This is a genomic window from Phenylobacterium sp. (genome assembly GCF_041916435.1).
In the GTDB taxonomy this organism is placed as follows: domain Bacteria; phylum Pseudomonadota; class Alphaproteobacteria; order Caulobacterales; family Caulobacteraceae; genus Phenylobacterium.
Genome location: NZ_JAYRZM010000005.1, coordinates 370,822 through 388,778 on the forward strand (window position 1 = coordinate 370,822; position 17,957 = coordinate 388,778).

Annotated in this window: 11 protein-coding genes and 1 tRNA gene; 4 read left to right on the plus strand and 8 right to left on the minus strand. The window is 70.6% G+C overall.

Annotation, left to right across the window (positions count from 1 at the left end; genetic code table 11):
* Nucleotides 1–24: 24 nt before the first annotated feature.
* Nucleotides 25–1,110 (minus strand): citrate synthase/methylcitrate synthase, encoded by a 1,086-nt coding sequence (locus tag ACE3TA_RS16180; protein WP_374575467.1) that lies wholly within the window; start codon nt 1,108–1,110, stop codon nt 25–27.
* Nucleotides 1,111–1,215: 105 nt separating this feature from the next.
* Between ACE3TA_RS16180 and ACE3TA_RS16185 the strand changes: the two genes are divergently transcribed.
* Nucleotides 1,216–2,367, plus strand: a complete 1,152-nt coding sequence (locus ACE3TA_RS16185; protein ID WP_374575330.1) for a citrate/2-methylcitrate synthase — start codon at nt 1,216–1,218, stop codon at nt 2,365–2,367.
* A 123-nt stretch (nt 2,368–2,490) separates the two neighbouring features.
* On the opposite strand, the gene gltB is transcribed toward ACE3TA_RS16185, so the two are convergent.
* Together gltB and ACE3TA_RS16195 are read right to left on the minus strand one after the other, a co-directional pair.
* Nucleotides 2,491–7,047 carry a glutamate synthase large subunit gene (gene gltB, locus ACE3TA_RS16190; protein WP_374575331.1) on the minus strand — a complete coding sequence of 1,519 codons (4,557 nt, stop codon included), beginning with the start codon at nt 7,045–7,047 and terminating at the stop codon, nt 2,491–2,493.
* Nucleotides 7,048–7,052: 5 nt separating this feature from the next.
* Entirely contained in the window at nt 7,053–8,489 is a 1,437-nt protein-coding gene (locus ACE3TA_RS16195; protein WP_374575332.1) for an NAD(P)-dependent oxidoreductase, read from the minus strand.
* Between the two features lie 223 nt (nt 8,490–8,712).
* On the opposite strand from ACE3TA_RS16195, the gene ACE3TA_RS16200 reads away from it, so the two are divergent.
* Complete coding sequence (locus ACE3TA_RS16200) at nt 8,713–9,513, plus strand: undecaprenyl-diphosphate phosphatase (protein WP_374575468.1); 801 nt, start codon at nt 8,713–8,715, stop codon at nt 9,511–9,513.
* 1 nt (nt 9,514) lies between these two features.
* Complete coding sequence (locus ACE3TA_RS16205) at nt 9,515–9,973, plus strand: GNAT family N-acetyltransferase (RefSeq protein WP_374575333.1); 459 nt, start codon at nt 9,515–9,517, stop codon at nt 9,971–9,973.
* Here the strand turns inward: ACE3TA_RS16205 and ACE3TA_RS16210 are convergent.
* Nucleotides 9,970–10,935, minus strand: a complete 966-nt coding sequence (locus ACE3TA_RS16210; protein ID WP_374575334.1) for a complex I NDUFA9 subunit family protein — start codon at nt 10,933–10,935, stop codon at nt 9,970–9,972. The two genes, ACE3TA_RS16205 and ACE3TA_RS16210, sit on opposite strands and share 4 nt — an antisense overlap.
* Before the next feature lie 148 nt (nt 10,936–11,083).
* On the opposite strand from ACE3TA_RS16210, the gene ACE3TA_RS16215 reads away from it, so the two are divergent.
* A tRNA-Leu gene (locus ACE3TA_RS16215) sits at nt 11,084–11,170 on the plus strand.
* A gap of 93 nt (nt 11,171–11,263) precedes the next feature.
* Here ACE3TA_RS16215 and ACE3TA_RS16220 read toward each other — a convergent pair.
* From ACE3TA_RS16220 to ACE3TA_RS16235, 4 genes are all read right to left on the minus strand, one after another.
* Nucleotides 11,264–12,853, minus strand: coding sequence for a sulfotransferase (locus ACE3TA_RS16220; protein ID WP_374575335.1), 1,590 nt, complete (start codon nt 12,851–12,853; stop codon nt 11,264–11,266).
* Nucleotides 12,854–12,934: 81 nt separating this feature from the next.
* Complete coding sequence (locus ACE3TA_RS16225) at nt 12,935–15,331, minus strand: TonB-dependent receptor (RefSeq protein WP_374575336.1); 2,397 nt, start codon at nt 15,329–15,331, stop codon at nt 12,935–12,937.
* Between the two features lie 163 nt (nt 15,332–15,494).
* A complete protein-coding gene (locus ACE3TA_RS16230; RefSeq protein WP_374575337.1) occupies nt 15,495–16,565 on the minus strand; it encodes a hypothetical protein in 1,071 nt (356 codons plus the stop codon).
* Between the two features lie 107 nt (nt 16,566–16,672).
* Nucleotides 16,673–17,884 carry an MFS transporter gene (locus ACE3TA_RS16235; protein WP_374575338.1) on the minus strand — a complete coding sequence of 404 codons (1,212 nt, stop codon included), beginning with the start codon at nt 17,882–17,884 and terminating at the stop codon, nt 16,673–16,675.
* Nucleotides 17,885–17,957 lie beyond the last annotated feature (73 nt).

Sequence of the window (17,957 nt, forward strand, 5' to 3'; positions counted from 1 at the left end):
GCAGGCCCCCGGGCGCTCGGGCCCTCAGGCGGCCTGGCGCGGCTCGGGGCCCACGTAGCGCGACTGCGGGCGGATCAGCCGGCCGCCAGCCAGTTGCTCGCGGGCGTGGGCGACCCATCCGGCCACGCGGCCCATGGCGAAGACGCAGGTGAAGGTGGACGGCGGGAAGGCCAGCGCCTCCAGCAAGAGCGCCGTGTAGAACTCCACATTGGTGTCCAGCGCGCGGTCGGGCTTCTTCTCCTTCAGGATCGCCAGGGCCGCGGCCTCCACGGCCTCGGCGAAGGCCAGCCGTCCCGGCGCGGCGTTGGAGCCCTCGGTCAGCCGCCGCACCGCGCCCTTCAGCGCGCCGGCGCGGGGGTCGCGCACCCGATAGACCCGGTGGCCGAAGCCCATCAGCCGGTCGCCGCGGGCCAGCGCCGCCTCCAGCCAGGCCCGCGCGTTTTCCGGCGTTCCGATGCCGTCGAGCATGTCGATCACCGGGCCCGGCGCGCCGCCGTGCAGCGGCCCCTTCAGGGCGCTGATCCCGGCCAGCACCGCCGAGGTCAGGCCGGCGCGGGTGGAGGCCACCACGCGGGCGGCGAAGGTCGAGGCGTTCAGCCCGTGGTCGCAGACGGTGACGAGATACGTATCCAGCGCCTCGGCCTGGCCGGGGCCGGCCGGGCGGCCGCGCAGCATGCGCAGGATGTCGGCGGAGTGGCCGAGCCTGGGGTCCGGCGCCACCGGCGCCTCGCCGGCCTGGGCGCGGACGACGGCGGCGGTGAAGACGGCAGGGGCGGCGATCAGCCGAAGCGCCGTGGCCAGGTCGTCGCCGTCGGCCAGGCGCGCCGTCAGCGCCCGCATAGCCTCGATCGGCGACAGCTCCAGCAGCCGCGCGTCGATCGACGCGACCCCGGCGAACACCTCGGCCCGCGCCTCGCCCAGCGGGCGCGTCAGGTCGGCCGGCAGGTCGTCGAAGAAGCCGTCGAACAAGAGGTGGACCGCCTCCTCGAAGCGGGTGCGGCCGGCCAGGTCGTCCAGCGAGCGGCCGCGGATGATCAGGCGGCCGGCCTGGCCGTCCACCTCGGAAAGCACCGTGGCGGCGGCGACGACGTGTTCGAGTCCGTCGGAGATCTGAGCTTCGGACATGGGATGCGCCTCCAAAACGACTTGTCAGGCGCCATGTCTGTCGGCAGACTACCTCAGTCAATCTTGATCAACATGATCAATATATAAGCCATGGCGGACTGGATCACGGCGGAGGCGGCGCGCGAGCGCCTGGGCGTGCGGCCCCAGACGCTCTACGCCTATGTCAGCCGCGGGCGGCTGCGCGTGCGGCCCGACCCGGAGGACCCGCGGCGCAGCCTCTATCGCGCCGCCGACGTCGCCGCCCTCAACGAGCGCAAGGCCCGCGGGCGCAAGGCGGCCGACGTGGCGGCGGGCGCGATCGCCTGGGGCGAGCCGGTGCTGGACTCGGCGATCACCACCGTGGTCGGCGGGCGGCTCTACTACCGGGGCCGCGACGCGGTGGCGCTGTCGGGAACCGAGACGCTGGAAGGTGTCGCGCGCCTGCTGCGCGGCGGCGACGGGGCGGCGCTGAAGCGCACCGAGCGGCCTGTCCCGCCGCAGGCCGCCGACATGCGCGCGCGCGCCTTCGCGGCCCTCGCCGCCCGCGCGGGGCAGGACCCGCCGGCGCGGGGCCGCCATCCCCTGGCGCTGGCGGTGGAGGCGGCGACCCTGCTGGACGTGCTGGCCGACGCCGTGGCGGGCCAGGTCGGCGGCGGGGCGATCCACGACCGGCTGGCCTCGGCCTGGGGCCACCACGCCGCCGGCCGCGCCTCGGACCTGATCCGCCGCGCGCTGGTGCTCCTGGCCGACCACGAGCTTAACGCCTCGACCTTCGCAGCGCGGGTGGCGGCCTCCACCGGCGCCTCGCTGGCGGCCTCGGCGCTGGCGGGCCTGGCGGCCCTGTCCGGTCCGCGCCACGGAGGGGCGACGGCCGCCGTGCGGGGCCTCTTGGCCGAGGCGGCCGAGATCGGGCCCGCCGCCGCCATCGCCGCGCGCCTGGCCGAGGACCGGGTGATCCCCGGCTTCGGCCACCAGCTCTATCCGGAGGGCGATCCCCGGGCCGAGGCGCTGATCGACCGTCTGTCCCTGTCCAGCGACTTGCAGGACCTGCGCACGGCGGTGCTCTCCCACACCGGCATGGCTGCCAATGTGGACTTCGCCCTGGTGGCCCTGGCCGAGACCCTGGAGCTGCCACGCGACGCGCCCTTCGCCCTGTTCGCCGTGGCCCGCTGCGCCGGCTGGATCGCCCACGCCATGGAGCAGGGCCAGACCGGCCAGCTCATCCGGCCCAGGGCGCGCTACACCGGGCCGGAGCCGGGCTAGGCGGCGCCTGGAACGCCTTCGCCTCGACCGTCATCGCCCGACTTGATCGGGCGACCCATGCGGCGGCTCAGCTTGGGTCCCCCGGATCGGCTTTAGCCGACCGGAGGGTGACGGCGGGAGGGATCACGCCCGGTGGTGCACCGTCTCCTCCTCGGCCAGCGGCTGGTCGATGCGGTGGAGCATCTCCTTGGGGATCACCTGCCAGAAGCGTCCGGCGAAGCGGCCCCAGTCGCGCAGGAGGCTCTGGGCCAGGCCCGAGCCGGTCTCGCGGGCGTGCTCCTCCACCAGGGCGCGCAGCACCCCGTCCCAATGCTCGGTCGCCACCCGCTGGATCACCACGCTGTCGGGGTTGAGCATGGTCGGCAGCCGGTCGTTGAGGTCCAGCACGAAGGCCATGCCGCCGGTCATGCCGGCCGCGAAGTTGAAGCCCACCGGCCCCAGGATCACCGCCATGCCGCCGGTCATGTACTCCAGCCCGTTGGCGCCGCAGCCCTCCACCACCGCCGTCGCGCCGGAATTGCGCACGCCGAAGCGCTCGCCGGCCAGGCCCGCGGCGAACAGCCGGCCCGAGGTCGCCCCGTAGAGCACGGTGTTGCCGATGATGGCGTTGGTCTCCGGCGCGGCCAGGTGCGGCGAGGGACGGATGACGATGCTCGCCCCCGACAGGCCCTTGCCCACGTAGTCGTTGGCCTCGCCGATCAGCTCCAGGCGCAGGCCCTGCACGGCGAAGGCGCCCAGGCTCTGGCCCGCCGAGCCCTTCAGCCGGATCGTCAGGTGGCCGGGAGCGAGCCCCTCCATGCCGAAGCGGCGCACGATCAGCGAGGAGGTGCGCGCCCCGATCGCCCGGGCCGTGTTCTGCACCGTGTAGGTGAGCTGCATCTTCTCGCCCCGCTCCAGGAGAGGGGCGGCGTCGCGCACGATCTGGGCGTCCAGGGTGTCGGGCACCTCGTTGCGGCCCTGAACCGTGCAGTAGGGCTTGTTGGCGCCGGGGTCGGCCTTCACCAGCAGCGGGTTCAGGTCCAGGTCGTCCAGGTGCTCGCCGCCGCGGGAGACCTGCATCAGAAGGTCGGTGCGCCCGACGATCTCCTGCAGCGAGCGCACGCCCAGCGACGCCAGGATCTCGCGCACCTCCTCGGCGATGAAGGTGAACAGGTTCACCACCTTCTCCGGGCTGCCGGTGAACTTGCCGCGCAGCGCCTCGTCCTGGGTGCAGACCCCGACCGGGCAGGTGTTGGAGTGGCACTGGCGCACCATGATGCAGCCCATGGCGATCAGGCTGGCCGTGCCAATGCCGAACTCCTCGGCGCCCAGCATGGCGGCGATCACTACGTCGCGGCCGGTGCGCATGCCGCCGTCGGCCCGCAGCCGCACGGAGTGGCGCAGGTTGTTCAGGGTCAGCACCTGGTTGGCCTCGGAAAGGCCCATCTCCCAGGGCCCGCCCGCGTACTTGATCGAGGTCTGCGGCGAGGCGCCGGTGCCGCCCACATTGCCCGAGATCAGGATCACGTCGGCCTTGGCCTTGGCCACGCCCGCGGCGATCGCGCCGATGCCGGTCATGGCCACCAGCTTCACGCAGACCCGCGCGTCCGGGTTGATCTGCTTCAGGTCGTAGATGAGCTGGGCCAGGTCCTCGATCGAATAGATGTCGTGGTGCGGCGGCGGGCTGATCAGCATCACGCCGGGGGTGGCGTGGCGCAGCTTGGCGATCAGCTCGGTCACCTTGAAGCCGGGCAGTTGCCCGCCCTCGCCGGGCTTGGCGCCCTGGCTCACCTTGATCTCGATCTCGCGGCACTGGTTCAGGTATTCGGCGGTGACGCCGAACCGGCCCGAGGCGATCTGCTTGACCGCCGAGTTGGGGTTGTCGCCGTTGGGCAGGGGCTTGTAGCGCGCCCGGTCCTCGCCGCCCTCGCCGGAGACGCTCTTGGCCCCGATGCGGTTCATGGCGATGTTCAGGACCCCGTGCGCCTCGGGCGACAGGGCGCCCAGGCTCATGCCCGGCGTGACGAAGCGCTTCCTGATCTCGTTGACGCTCTCGACCTCGTCGACGTCGACCGCCTTGTCGGCGACGCGCCAGTCCAGGAGGTCGCGAAGCTGGATCTGCGGCAGGGTGCGCATGCCGGCGGAGAAGCGCTTGTAGATCTCGTAGTCGCCGGTGTCGCAGGCCCGCTGCAGGGTGTGCACCATGCGCGCCTCGAAGGCGTGGCTCTCGCCCGAACGGCGGGCCTTGTAGAAGCCGCCCACCGGCAGGGTCACGGCGGGCGTTCCCCAGGCCTTGCGATGCAGCTCCACGGTCTTGGCCTCGATGCCGGCCAGGCCGATGCCGGAGATGCGCGAGGGCATGCCGGGGAAGAACTCGGCCACCAGCGCCCGCGACAGGCCCACCGCCTCGAAGTTGAGCCCGCCCCGGTAGGACGAGATCACCGAGATGCCCATCTTGGCGATGATCTTCAAAAGCCCGCCCTCGATGGCGTGCTTGAAGTTCAGGCACAGCTCGCGCAGGCCGAGCTCGCCCGTCAGGCCCCGCTCGAGCCGGTCGTGGAAGCTTTCCTGGGCGAGATAGGCGTTCACCGCCGTCGCGCCGCAGCCGATCAGCACGGCGAAATAGTGGGTGTCCAGGCACTCGGCCGAGCGCACGATCAGCGACACGTAGGAGCGCAGCCCCTTGGACACGAGCCAGGAATGCACCCCGCCCACGGCCAGGATCATCGGCAGGCCCACGCGCTCGGGCCCCGAGCCCTCGTCGGTCAGCACGATGGTGGCGCAGCCGCGCAGCGCCGCGTCCTCGGCCTCGGCGCGGATGCGGTCCAGGTTGGCGCGCAGCGCGTCGCCCGGCCGCGATTCCGGCGCCGGGATCGGCATGGTGCAGTCGATGACGGCGACGTTCTTCTCGCCGATCACGCCCAGGATGCGGTGGTACATCCCGTTGGTCAGCACCGGGCTTTCCATGACGAAGACGTCGGTCTGCGCCTCGTCCTGGGCCAGGATGTTGCCGAGGTTCTTGAACCGGGTCTTCAGGCTCATCACCGCGGTCTCGCGCAGCGAGTCGATCGGCGGGTTGGTCACCTGGCTGAAGTTCTGCCGGAAGAAGTGCGACAGCGGCCGGTAGCGGTCCGACAGCACCGCCAGCGGCGCGTCGTCGCCCATCGAGCCCACGGCCTCCTTGCCGTCCTCCACGATGGGCGCGAGGATCAGCTCCAGGTCCTCCAGGCTCAGGCCGGCGGCCACCTGCCTGCGGGTCAGCTCCTCGCGGCCGTAGGCGCGCGGCTCCGGCCCCCAGACGATCTCGCCGTCCAGGTCGACCATGTTGCCCAGCCACCGGTCATAGGGGTGCTGGGCGGCCAGCCGGTCGATGATCTCGTCCTCGCCGTAGAGCCGGCCCTCGGTGAGGTCGACGGCCAGCATCCGCCCGGGCGAGATGTGCGCCTTGCGGACGATGCGGCTTTCCTCGACCCGGCACATGCCGGCCTCCGAGCCCATGATCAGAAGACCGTCGTCGGTGTAGGTCACCCGCAGGGGGCGCAGGCCGTTCCTGTCCTTGCCGGCCACCACCCAGCGGCCGTCCGTGGCGCAGATCGCCGCCGGCCCGTCCCACGGCTCCATCACCGCGTTGCAGTAGGCGTAGAGCGCCCGGTGCTCGGGCTTGAGCTGGTCGTCGGGGCGCGCGTTCCACGCCTCGGGGATCAGCAGGGTCTTGGCCATCGGCGCGTCGCGGCCGGCGCGCACCAGCACCTCGAAGGTGTTGTCGAGCGCCATGGAGTCGGAGCCGTGCGGGTCGGCGATCACCGGCTTCACGTCGTCCCCAAGGTCGCCGAACGCGTCGGCGGCCATGCGGATCTCGTGGCTCTTCATCCAGTTGACGTTGCCCTTCTTGGTGTTGATCTCGCCGTTGTGGGCGAGCATCCGGAAGGGCTGGGCCAGGCGCCACTCGGGGAAGGTGTTGGTCGAATAGCGCTGGTGGAAGATCGCCACGGCCGCGGCGAAGCGCTCGTCGGTCAGGTCCGGATAGAAGGCGTCGATGTGCTGGGCCAGGAACATGCCCTTGTAGATCAGCGAGCGGGCCGACAACGAGCAGATGTAGAACTGCAGGATGCCGGCGGCGGCCACGCGCTTTTCGATGCGCTTGCGGCACAGGTAGAGCGCGCGCTCCAGCGCCTCGCCCTCCAGGCCGGGGGGCGGGGAGAGCATGATCTGCTCGATCTCGGGCCGGGTGGCGTTGGCCTTCTCGCCGATCACCGAGGTGTCCACCGGCACCTGGCGCCAGCCGTAGATGTAGAAGCCGAACCTCAGGGCCTCGGCCTCGACGATGGTGCGGGCCGCTTCCTGGCCGCCCAGGTCGTTGCGCGGCAGGAACACCTGGCCCACGGTGATCGGGCCCGGGCGCAGCTTGTGGCCGATGCGGGCGATCTGGTCGGCGAAGAAGTCCTGCGGCACCGACACGAGCACGCCCGCGCCGTCGCCGGTCTTGCCGTCGGCGTCCACCGCGCCGCGGTGCCACACCGCCTTCAGCGCGCGGATGGCCAGCTCCACCACCTCGCGGCGCGGCTGGCCGTCGATGGCGCACACCAGGCCCACGCCGCAGGCGTCGCGCTCGTCGGCCGGGCTGTAGGCGTGGGCGTCGATCAGGCGCTGGCGGTTCTGCAGGTACCTGTCGGTTTCCCCCAGGGGGTGGTGGTCGGTCATCGGTCTTACTCCGCCGCGGCCAGCGCGGGCTGGGACAGGTAGGCGTGGATGGCGTCGGCGGCGTCGCGGCCGTCGCGGATGGCCCAGACCACCAGCGAGGCGCCGCGCACGATGTCGCCGGCGGCGAAGACGCCCGGGATCGAGGTCATCATGCTGCGCAGGTCGGCCTTCACCGTGCCCCAGCGGGTCACGGCCAGGTCCGGCGCGGCGAACGCCTCGGGCAGGTTCTCCGGGTCGAAGCCCAGGGCCTTGATCACCAGGCTGGCGGGCAGCTCGAAGTCGGCGCCCTCCACCTCCTCGGGCGTCTGCCGGCCGGAAGGATCGGGCGCGCCCAGGCGCATGCGCGCGGCGCGCACCCCCGTGGCCCGGCCGGCGTCGCCGCTCACCGCGCGGGGGGCGGCCAGCCACTCGAACACCACGCCCTCTTCCTCGGCGTGGGCCACCTCGCGCACCGAGCCCGGCATGTTGGCCCGGTCGCGGCGGTAGAGGCAGGCGACCGAGGTCGCCCCCTGGCGCACGGCGGTGCGCACGCAGTCCATGGCGGTGTCGCCGCCGCCGATCACCACCACGTCGCGGCCCTCGGCGTTCAGCGCGCCGCTGTCGAACTCGGGAACCGTGTCGCCCAGGCCCTTGCGGTTGGAGGCGATCAGGTAGTCCAGCGCGGCCGTCACGCCGGCCGAGCCGGCGCCCGGCGCGGTCAGGTCGCGCGCGGCGTAGACGCCGACGGCCAGCAGCACCGCGTCATGGCGCTCGCGCAACTCGTCCAGGGTGGCGTCGCGCCCCACCTCGAAGTTCAGGCGGAACTCCACCCCGCCTTCGGCCAGGCGCCGGGTGCGCCGATCCACCACCTCCTTCTCCAGCTTGAAGCTGGGGATGCCGTAGATCAGCAGGCCGCCGGCGCGGTCGTGGCGGTCGTAGACGGTCACCGCGTAGCCGGCCTCGCGCAGCCGCTCGGCGGCGGCCAGGCCCGCCGGGCCCGCGCCGACCACGCCCACGGACCTGCCCCGCGCCGGGCCGGGCTTCAGCGGGGCGACCCAGCCCATCTCCCAGGCCTTGTCGGTGAGATAGCGCTCGACCGCGCCGATCGTCACCGTGCCGTGGCCCGACTGTTCGATGGTGCACGAGCCCTCGCACAGGCGGTCCTGCGGGCAGATGCGGCCGCACACCTCGGGCATGGAGTTGGTGGCCTGTGACAGCTCGTAGGCTTCCTCCAGCCGGCCCTCGGCGGTCATCCGCAGCCAGTCGGGGATGTTGTTGTGCAGCGGACAATGGGTCTGACAGAACGGGATGCCGCACTGCGAGCAGCGGCTCGCCTGCTCGGCGGCCTTGGCGTCGATGAAGTCGGCGTAGATTTCGTGGAAGTCGTGGCTGCGCGTCTCGGCCGCGCGCTTGGCCGGCGTCGCCTTCGGCGTCGTCGTGAACTTCAGCATGCGTTCGGCCATGGCCGCCTCCTTCGCCCGCCTTCGGGCGCGCTCGCCTGTACCTGAACGGCGGCCTGTGGAAAAGTGTATGGTCTAGTTTTAGGACTATAGAAGAGTCGATCCGCGCAAATCGACGGCGCGTCGCTCGATCGCTGAGCATATTTAGTCCAGAAATGGGATGAACTGCTTTTTTACCATGAGCAAGTCCTTTGCTGGCCTGGAAAATCTGGTCGAAGGGGCCGTCATGTCGGACTGGGGCTACGCCGTCATCCTCGGGGTGATCGAAGGGCTGACGGAGTTCATCCCGGTCTCCTCGACGGGCCACCTGCTGCTCGCCAAGACCTTCATGGGCCTGCCAGACGGCTTCTGGGACACCTTCGCCGTGCTCATCCAGCTCGGCGCGATCCTGGGGGTCGTGGCGCTCTACTTCCACCGGCTGTGGAACGTCCTGATCGGCCTGCCGACCGACCCGGCGGCCCGCCGCTTCGCCATCTCGGTGCTGGTGGCCTTCGCGCCGGCGGTGGTGATCGGCTTCGCCCTGCACGACATCATCAAGCAGGTGCTGTTCGAAAGCCCCCGGCTGATCTGCTGGTCGCTGATCATCGGCGGGGCGATCCTCTTGGTCATCGACCGCTGGTCGCCCGCGCCGCGCCATCACGACGCGATGAAGACCCCGCTGGTCACGGCCTTCGGCGTCGGCCTCGTCCAGTGCCTGGCGATGATCCCCGGCGTGTCGCGCTCGGGCGCCACCATCGTCGGCGGGGTGATGATGGGCATGGACAAGCGCGCGGCCACGGAATTCTCGTTCTTCCTGGCCATCCCGACGATGGTCGGCGCCTTCGCCTACGACTTCTACAAGAACCGCGGCTCCATCGACCTGCACCAGGGCGAGGTGATCGCCCTGGGCTTCGCGGTCTCCTTCGTCTCCGGCCTGATCGTCGTGCGCTACATGCTGGACTTCGTGCAGAAGCGCGGCCTCGGCGCCTTCGGCTGGTGGCGCATCGCCGTCGGCGCGGCCGGCCTCATCGCCCTGGCCCTGCGCTAAGGTGGACGAGGCGGCCAGCTTCCGGCTGGCGACGGCGGTCGACGCGCCGGCGATCGCCGAGCTGACCCGGCAGGCCTACGCCAAGTGGGTTCCGCTGATCGGCCGCGAGCCCCTGCCGATGACCGTGGACTACGCCGAGGCGGTCAAGCGCCACCGCTTCGAGCTGGCCGAGGTCGGCGCGCGCCTGGCGGCCCTGATCGAGACGGTTCCCCAGCACGGCTGGCTCCTGATCCAGAACGTGGCGGTGAGCCCGGCCTTCCAGCGGCGCGGCTTGGGCGTGGCCCTCTTGAAGCGCGCCGAGGCCCTGGCGGCCGCCGAGGGACTGGCGGGAACGCGGCTCTACACCAACCAGCGCTTCTCCGAGAACGTGCGGCTCTATCTGTCGCTCGGCTACGTCGTCGAGCGCGAGGAGGCCCTGAACGGCGGCGTCGCCGTGCACATGGCCAAGCCGCGGGTCTAGGCCGCCGAGGTTTCGATCAGGTCGGCGTACTGGCCGCCCTTGCGGTAGCGGTAGAGGTAGCTGGGCAGGATCGCGTCCATCGCCGTGGGCGCGACGCCCAGGTCGGCCAGGCCCAGCGCGCCCTCGGAGACCACGTTGTCGGCCTTGAGCAGCGTCACCTGGTCGGAGGTGAGCGGCGGCGGAACCAGGCCGGCGGCGAGCTCGCAGACCGAGCCGATCAGGCCGGCCGCGAAGAACGGCAGCGGCAGCAGGGCGCGGCGGCGGCCGGTCTCGGCCAGGATCATCTCCATCAGCTCGCGGAAGCTGTGCACGCCCGGCCCGCCCAGCTCATAGGTCTTGCCCGCGCAGGCCGGATCGGTCGCCGCCCGCACCACGGCCTTGGCCACGTCGCCCACGAACACCGGCTGGAACCGCGTCGCGCCGCCGCCGATCAGCGGCAGCACCGGCGACAGGGTGGCCAGGGTGGCGAAGCGGTTGAAGAAGTCGTCCTCGGGCCCGAAGATGATCGAGGGGCGGATCACCACAGCGCCGGGGAAGGCCTGGCGCGCCGCCGCCTCGCCCAGCGCCTTGGTGCGCGCGTACTTGGAGGGCGACTGCTCGTCCGCCCCCAGGGCCGACATCTGCACCAGGGTCTTCACGCCGGCGGCCTTGGCCGCCTCGGCCACGGTCTTGGCGCCCATCACGTTCAGCGTCTGGAACTTCTGGCGGCCGTGCTCGTAGAGCGTGCTCACCAGGTTGATGGCGATGTCCGCGCCTTCCAGCGCGCGCTTCACCGAGGGGGCGTTGCGCACGTTGGCCTGGACGATCTCGATCTGGCCGACGTCGCCGTTCAGCTTGAGGTCGCCCGCCAGATGCGGTTGGCGCACGGCGACGCGAACGCGCAGGCCCTTCTTGGCGAGGGCCCGGACCACCTGGCTCCCGACGAAGCCGGAGCCCCCGAAGACGGTGACGAGATCTGGCATGGCGACCGCTTTGGCGAGTGAATATGGAACCGTCCGGATAGACGATGCCGTGCGGCGCCGCAATGCGCATGCGCGCGGATCGAAGGTCGCCGTTGACGCCCGCCCCGCTTTTCCCTATCTAGCGCGCCTCCTGATCCGGTGGACCAGGGCCCAGGTGGCGGAATTGGTAGACGCGCTGGCTTCAGGTGCCAGTGGCTTAACGGCCGTGGAGGTTCGAGTCCTCTCCTGGGCACCACCCCTTCTCACGTCGAGGACGTGAAGGGGGCGCTGGGGCCGCGCCGCGGGCCGTTTTCCGACTTTCGAATTTCGAAGATGCGCGCGGAAGGCGTCAGCCGATGTCGACGCCGTGGGCGCGCAGCGTGTCGGCGAGCGGTTGCAGCTCATCCTCGAATCGCCGCCAGCGGCCCACCGAGGCGTCGTAGATGCGCTCGCGCACCTGGCTGGCGCTGCCGGTGGTGGAAGCGGCCCGGTTCTCGTGGAACCGCAGGCAGGCGTCTTCCCAGTCCAGCCCCAGCTCCGCGATCAGCCGCCGGCTCTGCGCCTCCTGGTCGGCCACCAGGGCCTCGTAGTCCACCTCGATCAGGCGGCCCGGCGGCAAGACGCGCCGCCAATGGTCCATCAGCCGCAGGTGGGCCGCGTAGTATTCGCCAAGCTCGCGCTGGTCGTAGGAGAAGGGATAGGCGTTGCTGAACAGGAACTTGAGCATCGCATAGCAGGCGTCCATCGGATGGCGCCGCACGTGGACGATCTTCGCGTTCGGCAGGGCCAGGTGGATGTAGCCGGCGTAGAGGAAGTTCAGCGGCAGCTTGTCGATGATGCGGTCGGCCTCGCCCGCGCGCTGGCGCAGGGCCGCGACATAGGCCTCGCCCCAGTCGCGCATCGGCAGGTCCCGCGCCGCCCGCGGCAGGTCCAGGCGGTCGAGGCCGGCGGCCCCCGGCGCGGCCCTGATCAGGTGCAGCATCTGCAGGGCGAAGTCGTTCGGCTCGCCGGCCGAGGCGACCCGGCTGTGGCTGGAGATGATCCGCTCGACGAGGGTCGTGCCCGTTCGCGGCATGCCGAGCACGAAGATCGGCGTTTCGTCCGGGCAGCCGTCGCCGCGCTCGGCCGGCGGCTCGGGAAAGGCGGCCATGATCGCGTCGAACACCCGGATGTCGTCGGCCGCGTCGTAGCGGGTGTGGGCGCGGCGGGTGCGCGCGCCGAACTCGAGGTTGCGGAACGACAGCGCCCATTCGCCGAGGTCTTCGTACTCCTTGGCCAGGGCGTAGGCCGCCTGCACCGCGCCGCGCCAGTCGAGCCGGCCGGAGTTCAGGATCGCCGAAAGTTCCTCGGCGTGGTTTCGCTCGCTCGTCTGGCGGCGCAGCGACGAGCGCAGGTTCTGGATCTCGGCGTCGAAGGGGTCTTGCGCCAGCACCCGGTCGCAGGCCGCCTCGGCCTCCTCGCCGCGCCCCAGGAAGCGCAGCACGGCCGCCAGGCCGCGCCAGGCCTCGTGACTGTCGGGATCGAGCTCCAGGGCCGCCTGGAAGTTGCGGCGGGCCGCCTCGTGGGCGTCACAGCGCACGAGCAGGGCGCCGAGGGCGACGAAGTCTTCCTGGCGCGTCACGCCCGCCGTCTCGGCGCCGGTCGCGGCCGCCAGCGCCGCCGGATGGTCGTCCATCAGGCTGTGGCAGCGCGCCTTCTGGATCCAGGCGCGCGCCTCGGCCCGCGCCGAAAGGCCGACCGCCCGGTCGGCGGCCGCCAGGGCCGCCTTCAGGTCGCCGCCGCGCAGCGCGATCTCGGACTGGACAAGCCAGGCCTCCGGATCGGCCTCGTTGCGCGACAGAGCCTCGGCGGCGAGGCGCGCGGCCGTCTGGACCTGTCCGCCCGCCAGGGCCGCCTTGGCGCGGTCCAGGGGGCCGAATGATGGCCGCTCGCCGCTCAACAGACCTCGTCCCGCCTCCGCGTCTCCACCGCCGCCGCGGACGGGCGTCCGCGCGCGGGGCGATTGTGCCGAAGCCGCGGCCTAGAAGCCAAGCTTGAGCCGCAGGCCCACGGTGAGCGGCCGGATCACGCCCACCAACTGGTCTTCGGCGCCCAGGGTGTCCTTCGAATAGCCGTAGGTCGTCCCGCGCACGTTCAGCAGGTTGTTCCCGAACAGGGTGAGCGCGACCTTGTCGCGCCGCCACGTCACCGACGCGCCGACGACGGTGAAGCCCTTGAGCTGGAGGTAGTTGTCCCCGAGCGCGGTCGGCAGGTCCTTGTAGTCGGTCGTGGACTTGCCGCGATAGGACGCGTCGACGTGGAACGTCAGCTCCCCGGCGTCGCCGGGCAGGGGGGCGACATAGTCTAGGGCGCCGCTGAGCGTGTGCTTCGTCGAAGCCGGCAGGGCCGTCCCCGAGGGGATCAGCGTCGTCGGGTCGCCCTGGACATAGTCGAAGTCCGCCGTGGTCTTCGCGTCCGTGTAGGCGTAGCCGAAGCTGGCCGACAGGCGATCGGTCAACTGGCCCAGCGCCTCCAGCTCCAGGCCCTGGGAGCGCGCGCTGGGCACGTTGGCCACGTAGTTCTGGCCAAAGGCCGAATAGAGGGTGGTCTGGAAATCCTTCCAGTCGACCCGGTAGAGCGTGGCCGTATAGCTCAGCTTGCCGAACAGCCTGCCCTTGGCGCCGATCTCGTAGTTGGTCGCGGTGTCCGGGTCGTAGGTCAGGATCGCGCTGTTGTCGTTGCCGAACGGATCGATCTTGGGCAGGGCGTTGGCCCCGCCTGGGCGGAAGCCCTGGGCCCAGGTCGCGTAGAAGAGCAAGTCGTCGCTGACGTCGTAGGCGACGTTGGCCTTGAAGATCTGGTCCTTGCTCGTCCGCTCGTACGGCTCCCAGCCGCCGAGCAGATAGTCGTCGAGCGGATTGATGCCGTAGAAGTATGAGGTGGTGCGCGAGGCGAACGGCAGGGGAATGCCCGCCGTCCCCTTGGTTTTGTCGCGGAACACCCGCGCCCCGCCCGTCACCGAGAGCTTGTCGGTGACGTGGTAGGTCAGCTCGCCGAACAGCGCCAGGTCCTCGAAGGTGTCGTCGCGCCCGCCCTCGGCCAGGATGTCGGTGAAGTCCACCTGCGGCGACAGGCCCAGCAGCAGATTGGTGTATTCGCTGATGCCTTCCATCGGCTGGTAGAGCGAAAACTTGGTGTCGCGCTTGAGGTAGAAGGCGCCGAGGGTCCAGTCGACGCGGCCCCCGCCGGGCGAGACCAGCCGGATTTCCTGGGAGACCGTATTGACCTTCTGGTGGCGCGTCAGCGGCGCGTAGAGGCGCGGGAAGCCGAAGTAGTAGCTGGCCAGGTTCGTGCGCAGATAGCCCGAGGAGTCCGAGACGCTGTCGACCTTGATCTCGGAATAGGCGCTGGCGGAAGTCAGGCGCGCGAAGCCCAGGTCGACCTCGACGTCGGCGTCGACCAGATTGATCTCGGAGTCCTGCGGGTCGGTGTAGGCCCGGTAGCTGACGTACTCCTCGCCGGAGCCGTAGTAGGGGTTGTCCTCGGACCGGCCGTTCGCCTCCACCTTCTGGTAGGCGTAGTTGAGCTGGAGGTTGAGCTGGTCGGACGGCTCGTAGCGGACCGCGCCGCGGAAGAACGTCGTCGTCGCGTCGTTGTGGTCCTTGACCACCGGCCCGCGTACGACGCCGCTGCCCAGGAAGTCGTTGGGATCGGCCAGCACGGGCGCCCCCGGATGGCGGGTCGTGCCGGTCTGCTGCACCAGATTGACGGCGTCGATGTAGCCGGAATCGTACTCATAGCCGCCGACCACGCGTACCGCGACGTTGTCCGAGACCGGCGCGTTGAGCAGCACCATGCCCTGATAGCCGGTGTCGTCGGAGTGGTCGGTCAGCGATCCCTCGACCGTGGCCTCGCCGTAGAAGCCGCTGAAATCCGGATTGTTCGGGATGAAGCGGATGGTGCCGCCGACCGAGCCGGCGCCGTAGAGCGTGCCCTGCGGGCCGCGCAGCACCTCGACGCGATTGATGTCGACGAGCTTCAGCGGAAAGAAGACGGGCGTCTCGCCGAGGTAGGTCGATACCGATTCCTGGATCAGCGACGGGTTGTCGTCATTGTTGGTCGCCGCGTTGGCGTTGAGGCCGCGCAGGTTGAAGTTGTTGCGGTTGCCGGAGACGCGCGCGCCCTCGTCGAACAGGCTCAGCCCCGGAACCAGGCGCACGACGCCGCCGATGTCGCTCACGCCGGACTGCTCCAGCCTGGCGCCGGAGACGGCGGTGATGTTGGAGGGGATGCTCTGCACGCTCTCGCTGCGCCGCGTGGCGGTGACGATGATCTCCTGCAGCTCCGCGGAGTCGCTCTTGGTCTGAGCCCGCGCCATCGACGGCGCGAGCGCTTCCAGGACGATCAGGGCCGTCGAGCCCAACAACAGATTACGCATGGCGCCCCCACTTGCACGAACCGGACGCCGGCCTGGCCGGCGCGGATGGTCAAATTCCGCATTCACGATTATTGAGGCGGCCGCCTGGATGTATATTTCGCGCTGTCGAAGTTGGCTTTAGCCGAACGGCAAGGCGAACTCTTCGGCGGCCGCCGCCGATGCTTCAGACGAACTCTCCGACGACGCCGTCCTCGCAGATCCGCTGGCCGTCGATGTCGATCGTGGCGATCTGCATCTGCACGTCCCAGTGAACGATCGACCGGGACAGCGCCATCTTCTTGCGCGCGTAGTAGGGCGCCAGGATCGAGTTGTCGCCGAAGCCGCAGACCACCGCGCCGCGCACGCGCTCCCACTCCAGGTGCTCGGTCAGGCGCGCCATGCGGCTGAGGCCCAGGTTGATGTGCACCGGGCCGTTGTAGGCGTTCTCGTCATTGAGCGACTTCAGCCATTGCCGCAGCCGCGTGGCCACGTAGCGGTCGCCGGTGATCTCGCGGATGCGGCCCTTCTCCATGGTGAAGAACACCGGGTCGCGCGGAATGTGGTGGACGTTTTCGTAGAGCATGATGCCGTCCAGGGCCAAGACGCCGTCGCCGGAGCCCGCGGGCACGATGAAGCCGGGCATGCCGCCCGGCGTGATCTGATAGCTGGTCAGCAGCTCGCCGTTCTCGTCGTACATGAAGCCGTCGCCCACGTCGGCGTCGAGCCCGTCGATGTTCAGGGTGAAGTCGGTGCCGGCCGCGGAGGTCACGCGCATCACCTTGCCGGCGTCCATGATCTTGCCGATCGCCTTGGCCTCGCGCCGAACAGCCCTCGGATCCTCCAGCATGAGGCAGCGGATCAGGGAGTCCTCGATGTGCGGCGCGCCGGTGGCGTCGCCCGGCACGATGATCCGCGCGCCCTTCTTCGCCAGCTTGACCAGGAACTCGGCGTAGCCGATCGCCATGTCGATGATCAGGTCGGCTTCCTCCGCGGCGCTGATCACGAGCTGGCTCCAGACGAAGCCGGGCTGCACTGCGGGGTGCGGCGCCATCGGCGTCTTCAGCGCATAGACTTCGGCGCCCGCCTGGGCCGCGGTGCCCAGGAACGCGTCGATGACATGCTGCGGTGTGTGCGAGTCATAGATGAGCAGGACGCGCTCGCCCGACTTCAGGCCGGCCTGTTCGCGCAGGATGTACTGCGTGACCTTCAGGAACTCCGGCTTCAACTCGAAACTTACATCCGCGTAGTCGGTCATACTGGGCCTCTTGTTGGCGAGCATCGCCTTCAGAGTTTTCTACGACTGCGCAGGTTCCGGCGGCATCCCAAAGCGGCGAAGCTGGCTTTCACCACGGACGATGGCGTTCAGCCCCGGGCGTCGGCGACTGCGGTCCGGTCGAGGTTTTGCGCCCGCGCGTTGTTGAGCAGCCAGCCGCCGGCCAGGGTGAGCGCCAGGCTGACGCCGACGCCCGCCGCGGCCACGACGAAGGCGGCGTGGAAGTCGCCGCCCCGCACGAAGAAGGACAGCACCCCCGGGCCCGCGCCGTAGCCGATCATCGTCGTGACGTTGCCGAGCACGGCGGCCCGCCCCCCGTTCGCCGAGGCGCGCGAGAGCGTCGCCATGAAATACGGGGTCAGCACGATCACCGACATGTTGAGGATCAGGATCGACAGGAAGTAGCCGGACGCGCCCGGCTGCGTCAGCAGCCACAGGATGCTGGCGCCCAGCGCCGCGTGGGCGAGGACCAGGGGTTTCATCCGCCCGAAGCGGTCCTCGACGACGCTCACCACCACCGCGCCCAGCACGCCGAGCGCCATGGCCACGGCGAGCAGCCGTCCCAGCAGCACCGCGCCGAGGCCGGCCGACGCGCCGATCTGCTCGGCGTAAATCCAAACCCCGCCGTTGCAGATGAAATTCACCAGGATCGCCAGGAGGATCAGCCCGACGCCGAGGCTCTGCGCCGGGCTGGCCGCGGCCTCGTGAGCCTTCACCTCGCCCCGCGCCTCGCCGGCGCGCGGGTAGAACCACATCAGCGGCAGGCCGGCGACGAGCGCGGCGGCGTAGCCGAAGTAGACGTTCGACAGGCCGATCGTGGCCATCAGCGGCGGCGCGCACCACAGGCCGAGCGGGCCGATGACGCTCAACAGCCCGAACGAGACGGCGAAGGCGCGGTCGGGCTTCTCCAGGCTGGAGATGTAGACGGCGCCGATCGCGTTCAGCGTTCCCGCCGCCAGGCCGGCCACGACCCGCGTCGCGCCGAACGTCCAAAGGTCGCTTGTCAGGCCCGAGGCCACGTGCGCGGCCGCCAGGGCGGCGAAGCAGACCATGATCGCGTTGCGCAGGTTGACGCCCGGACGGGCCAGGACCAGCGCGGTCAGGATGCCGCCTGCGGCCGCCCCGAGCGACTCGGCCGAGGCGACGCGGCCGGCCTCGGCCACGCTGAAGTGCAGCACGTCGACATAGCCGCCGACGAACACCGGCATGGCCGCCGTCGACAGCATGCCCAGCAGGATCGACGCATAGATGATCCGCAAGGCCGGCGTGGCGATCGCGCCGCCGCGTTCCTTTTGCCGCATGCCGCCTCTCGAATGTCTGGACGCCGGGCGGAGACGCGGGACCGATTCCCGTTCGCGATGAGCTCAGGCGCTC

Coding starts and splice junctions, on each gene's coding strand:
- ACE3TA_RS16185 (WP_374575330.1), top strand. CDS start 1,216: ATGGCGGACTGGATCACGGCGGAGGCGGCGCGCGAGCGCCTGGGCGTG.
- gltB (WP_374575331.1), bottom strand. CDS start 7,047: ATGACCGACCACCACCCCCTGGGGGAAACCGACAGGTACCTGCAGAAC.
- ACE3TA_RS16195 (WP_374575332.1), bottom strand. CDS start 8,489: ATGGCCGAACGCATGCTGAAGTTCACGACGACGCCGAAGGCGACGCCG.
- ACE3TA_RS16200 (WP_374575468.1), top strand. CDS start 8,713: ATGTCGGACTGGGGCTACGCCGTCATCCTCGGGGTGATCGAAGGGCTG.
- ACE3TA_RS16210 (WP_374575334.1), bottom strand. CDS start 10,935: ATGCCAGATCTCGTCACCGTCTTCGGGGGCTCCGGCTTCGTCGGGAGC.
- ACE3TA_RS16225 (WP_374575336.1), bottom strand. CDS start 15,331: ATGCGTAATCTGTTGTTGGGCTCGACGGCCCTGATCGTCCTGGAAGCG.
- ACE3TA_RS16230 (WP_374575337.1), bottom strand. CDS start 16,565: ATGACCGACTACGCGGATGTAAGTTTCGAGTTGAAGCCGGAGTTCCTG.
- ACE3TA_RS16235 (WP_374575338.1), bottom strand. CDS start 17,884: ATGCGGCAAAAGGAACGCGGCGGCGCGATCGCCACGCCGGCCTTGCGG.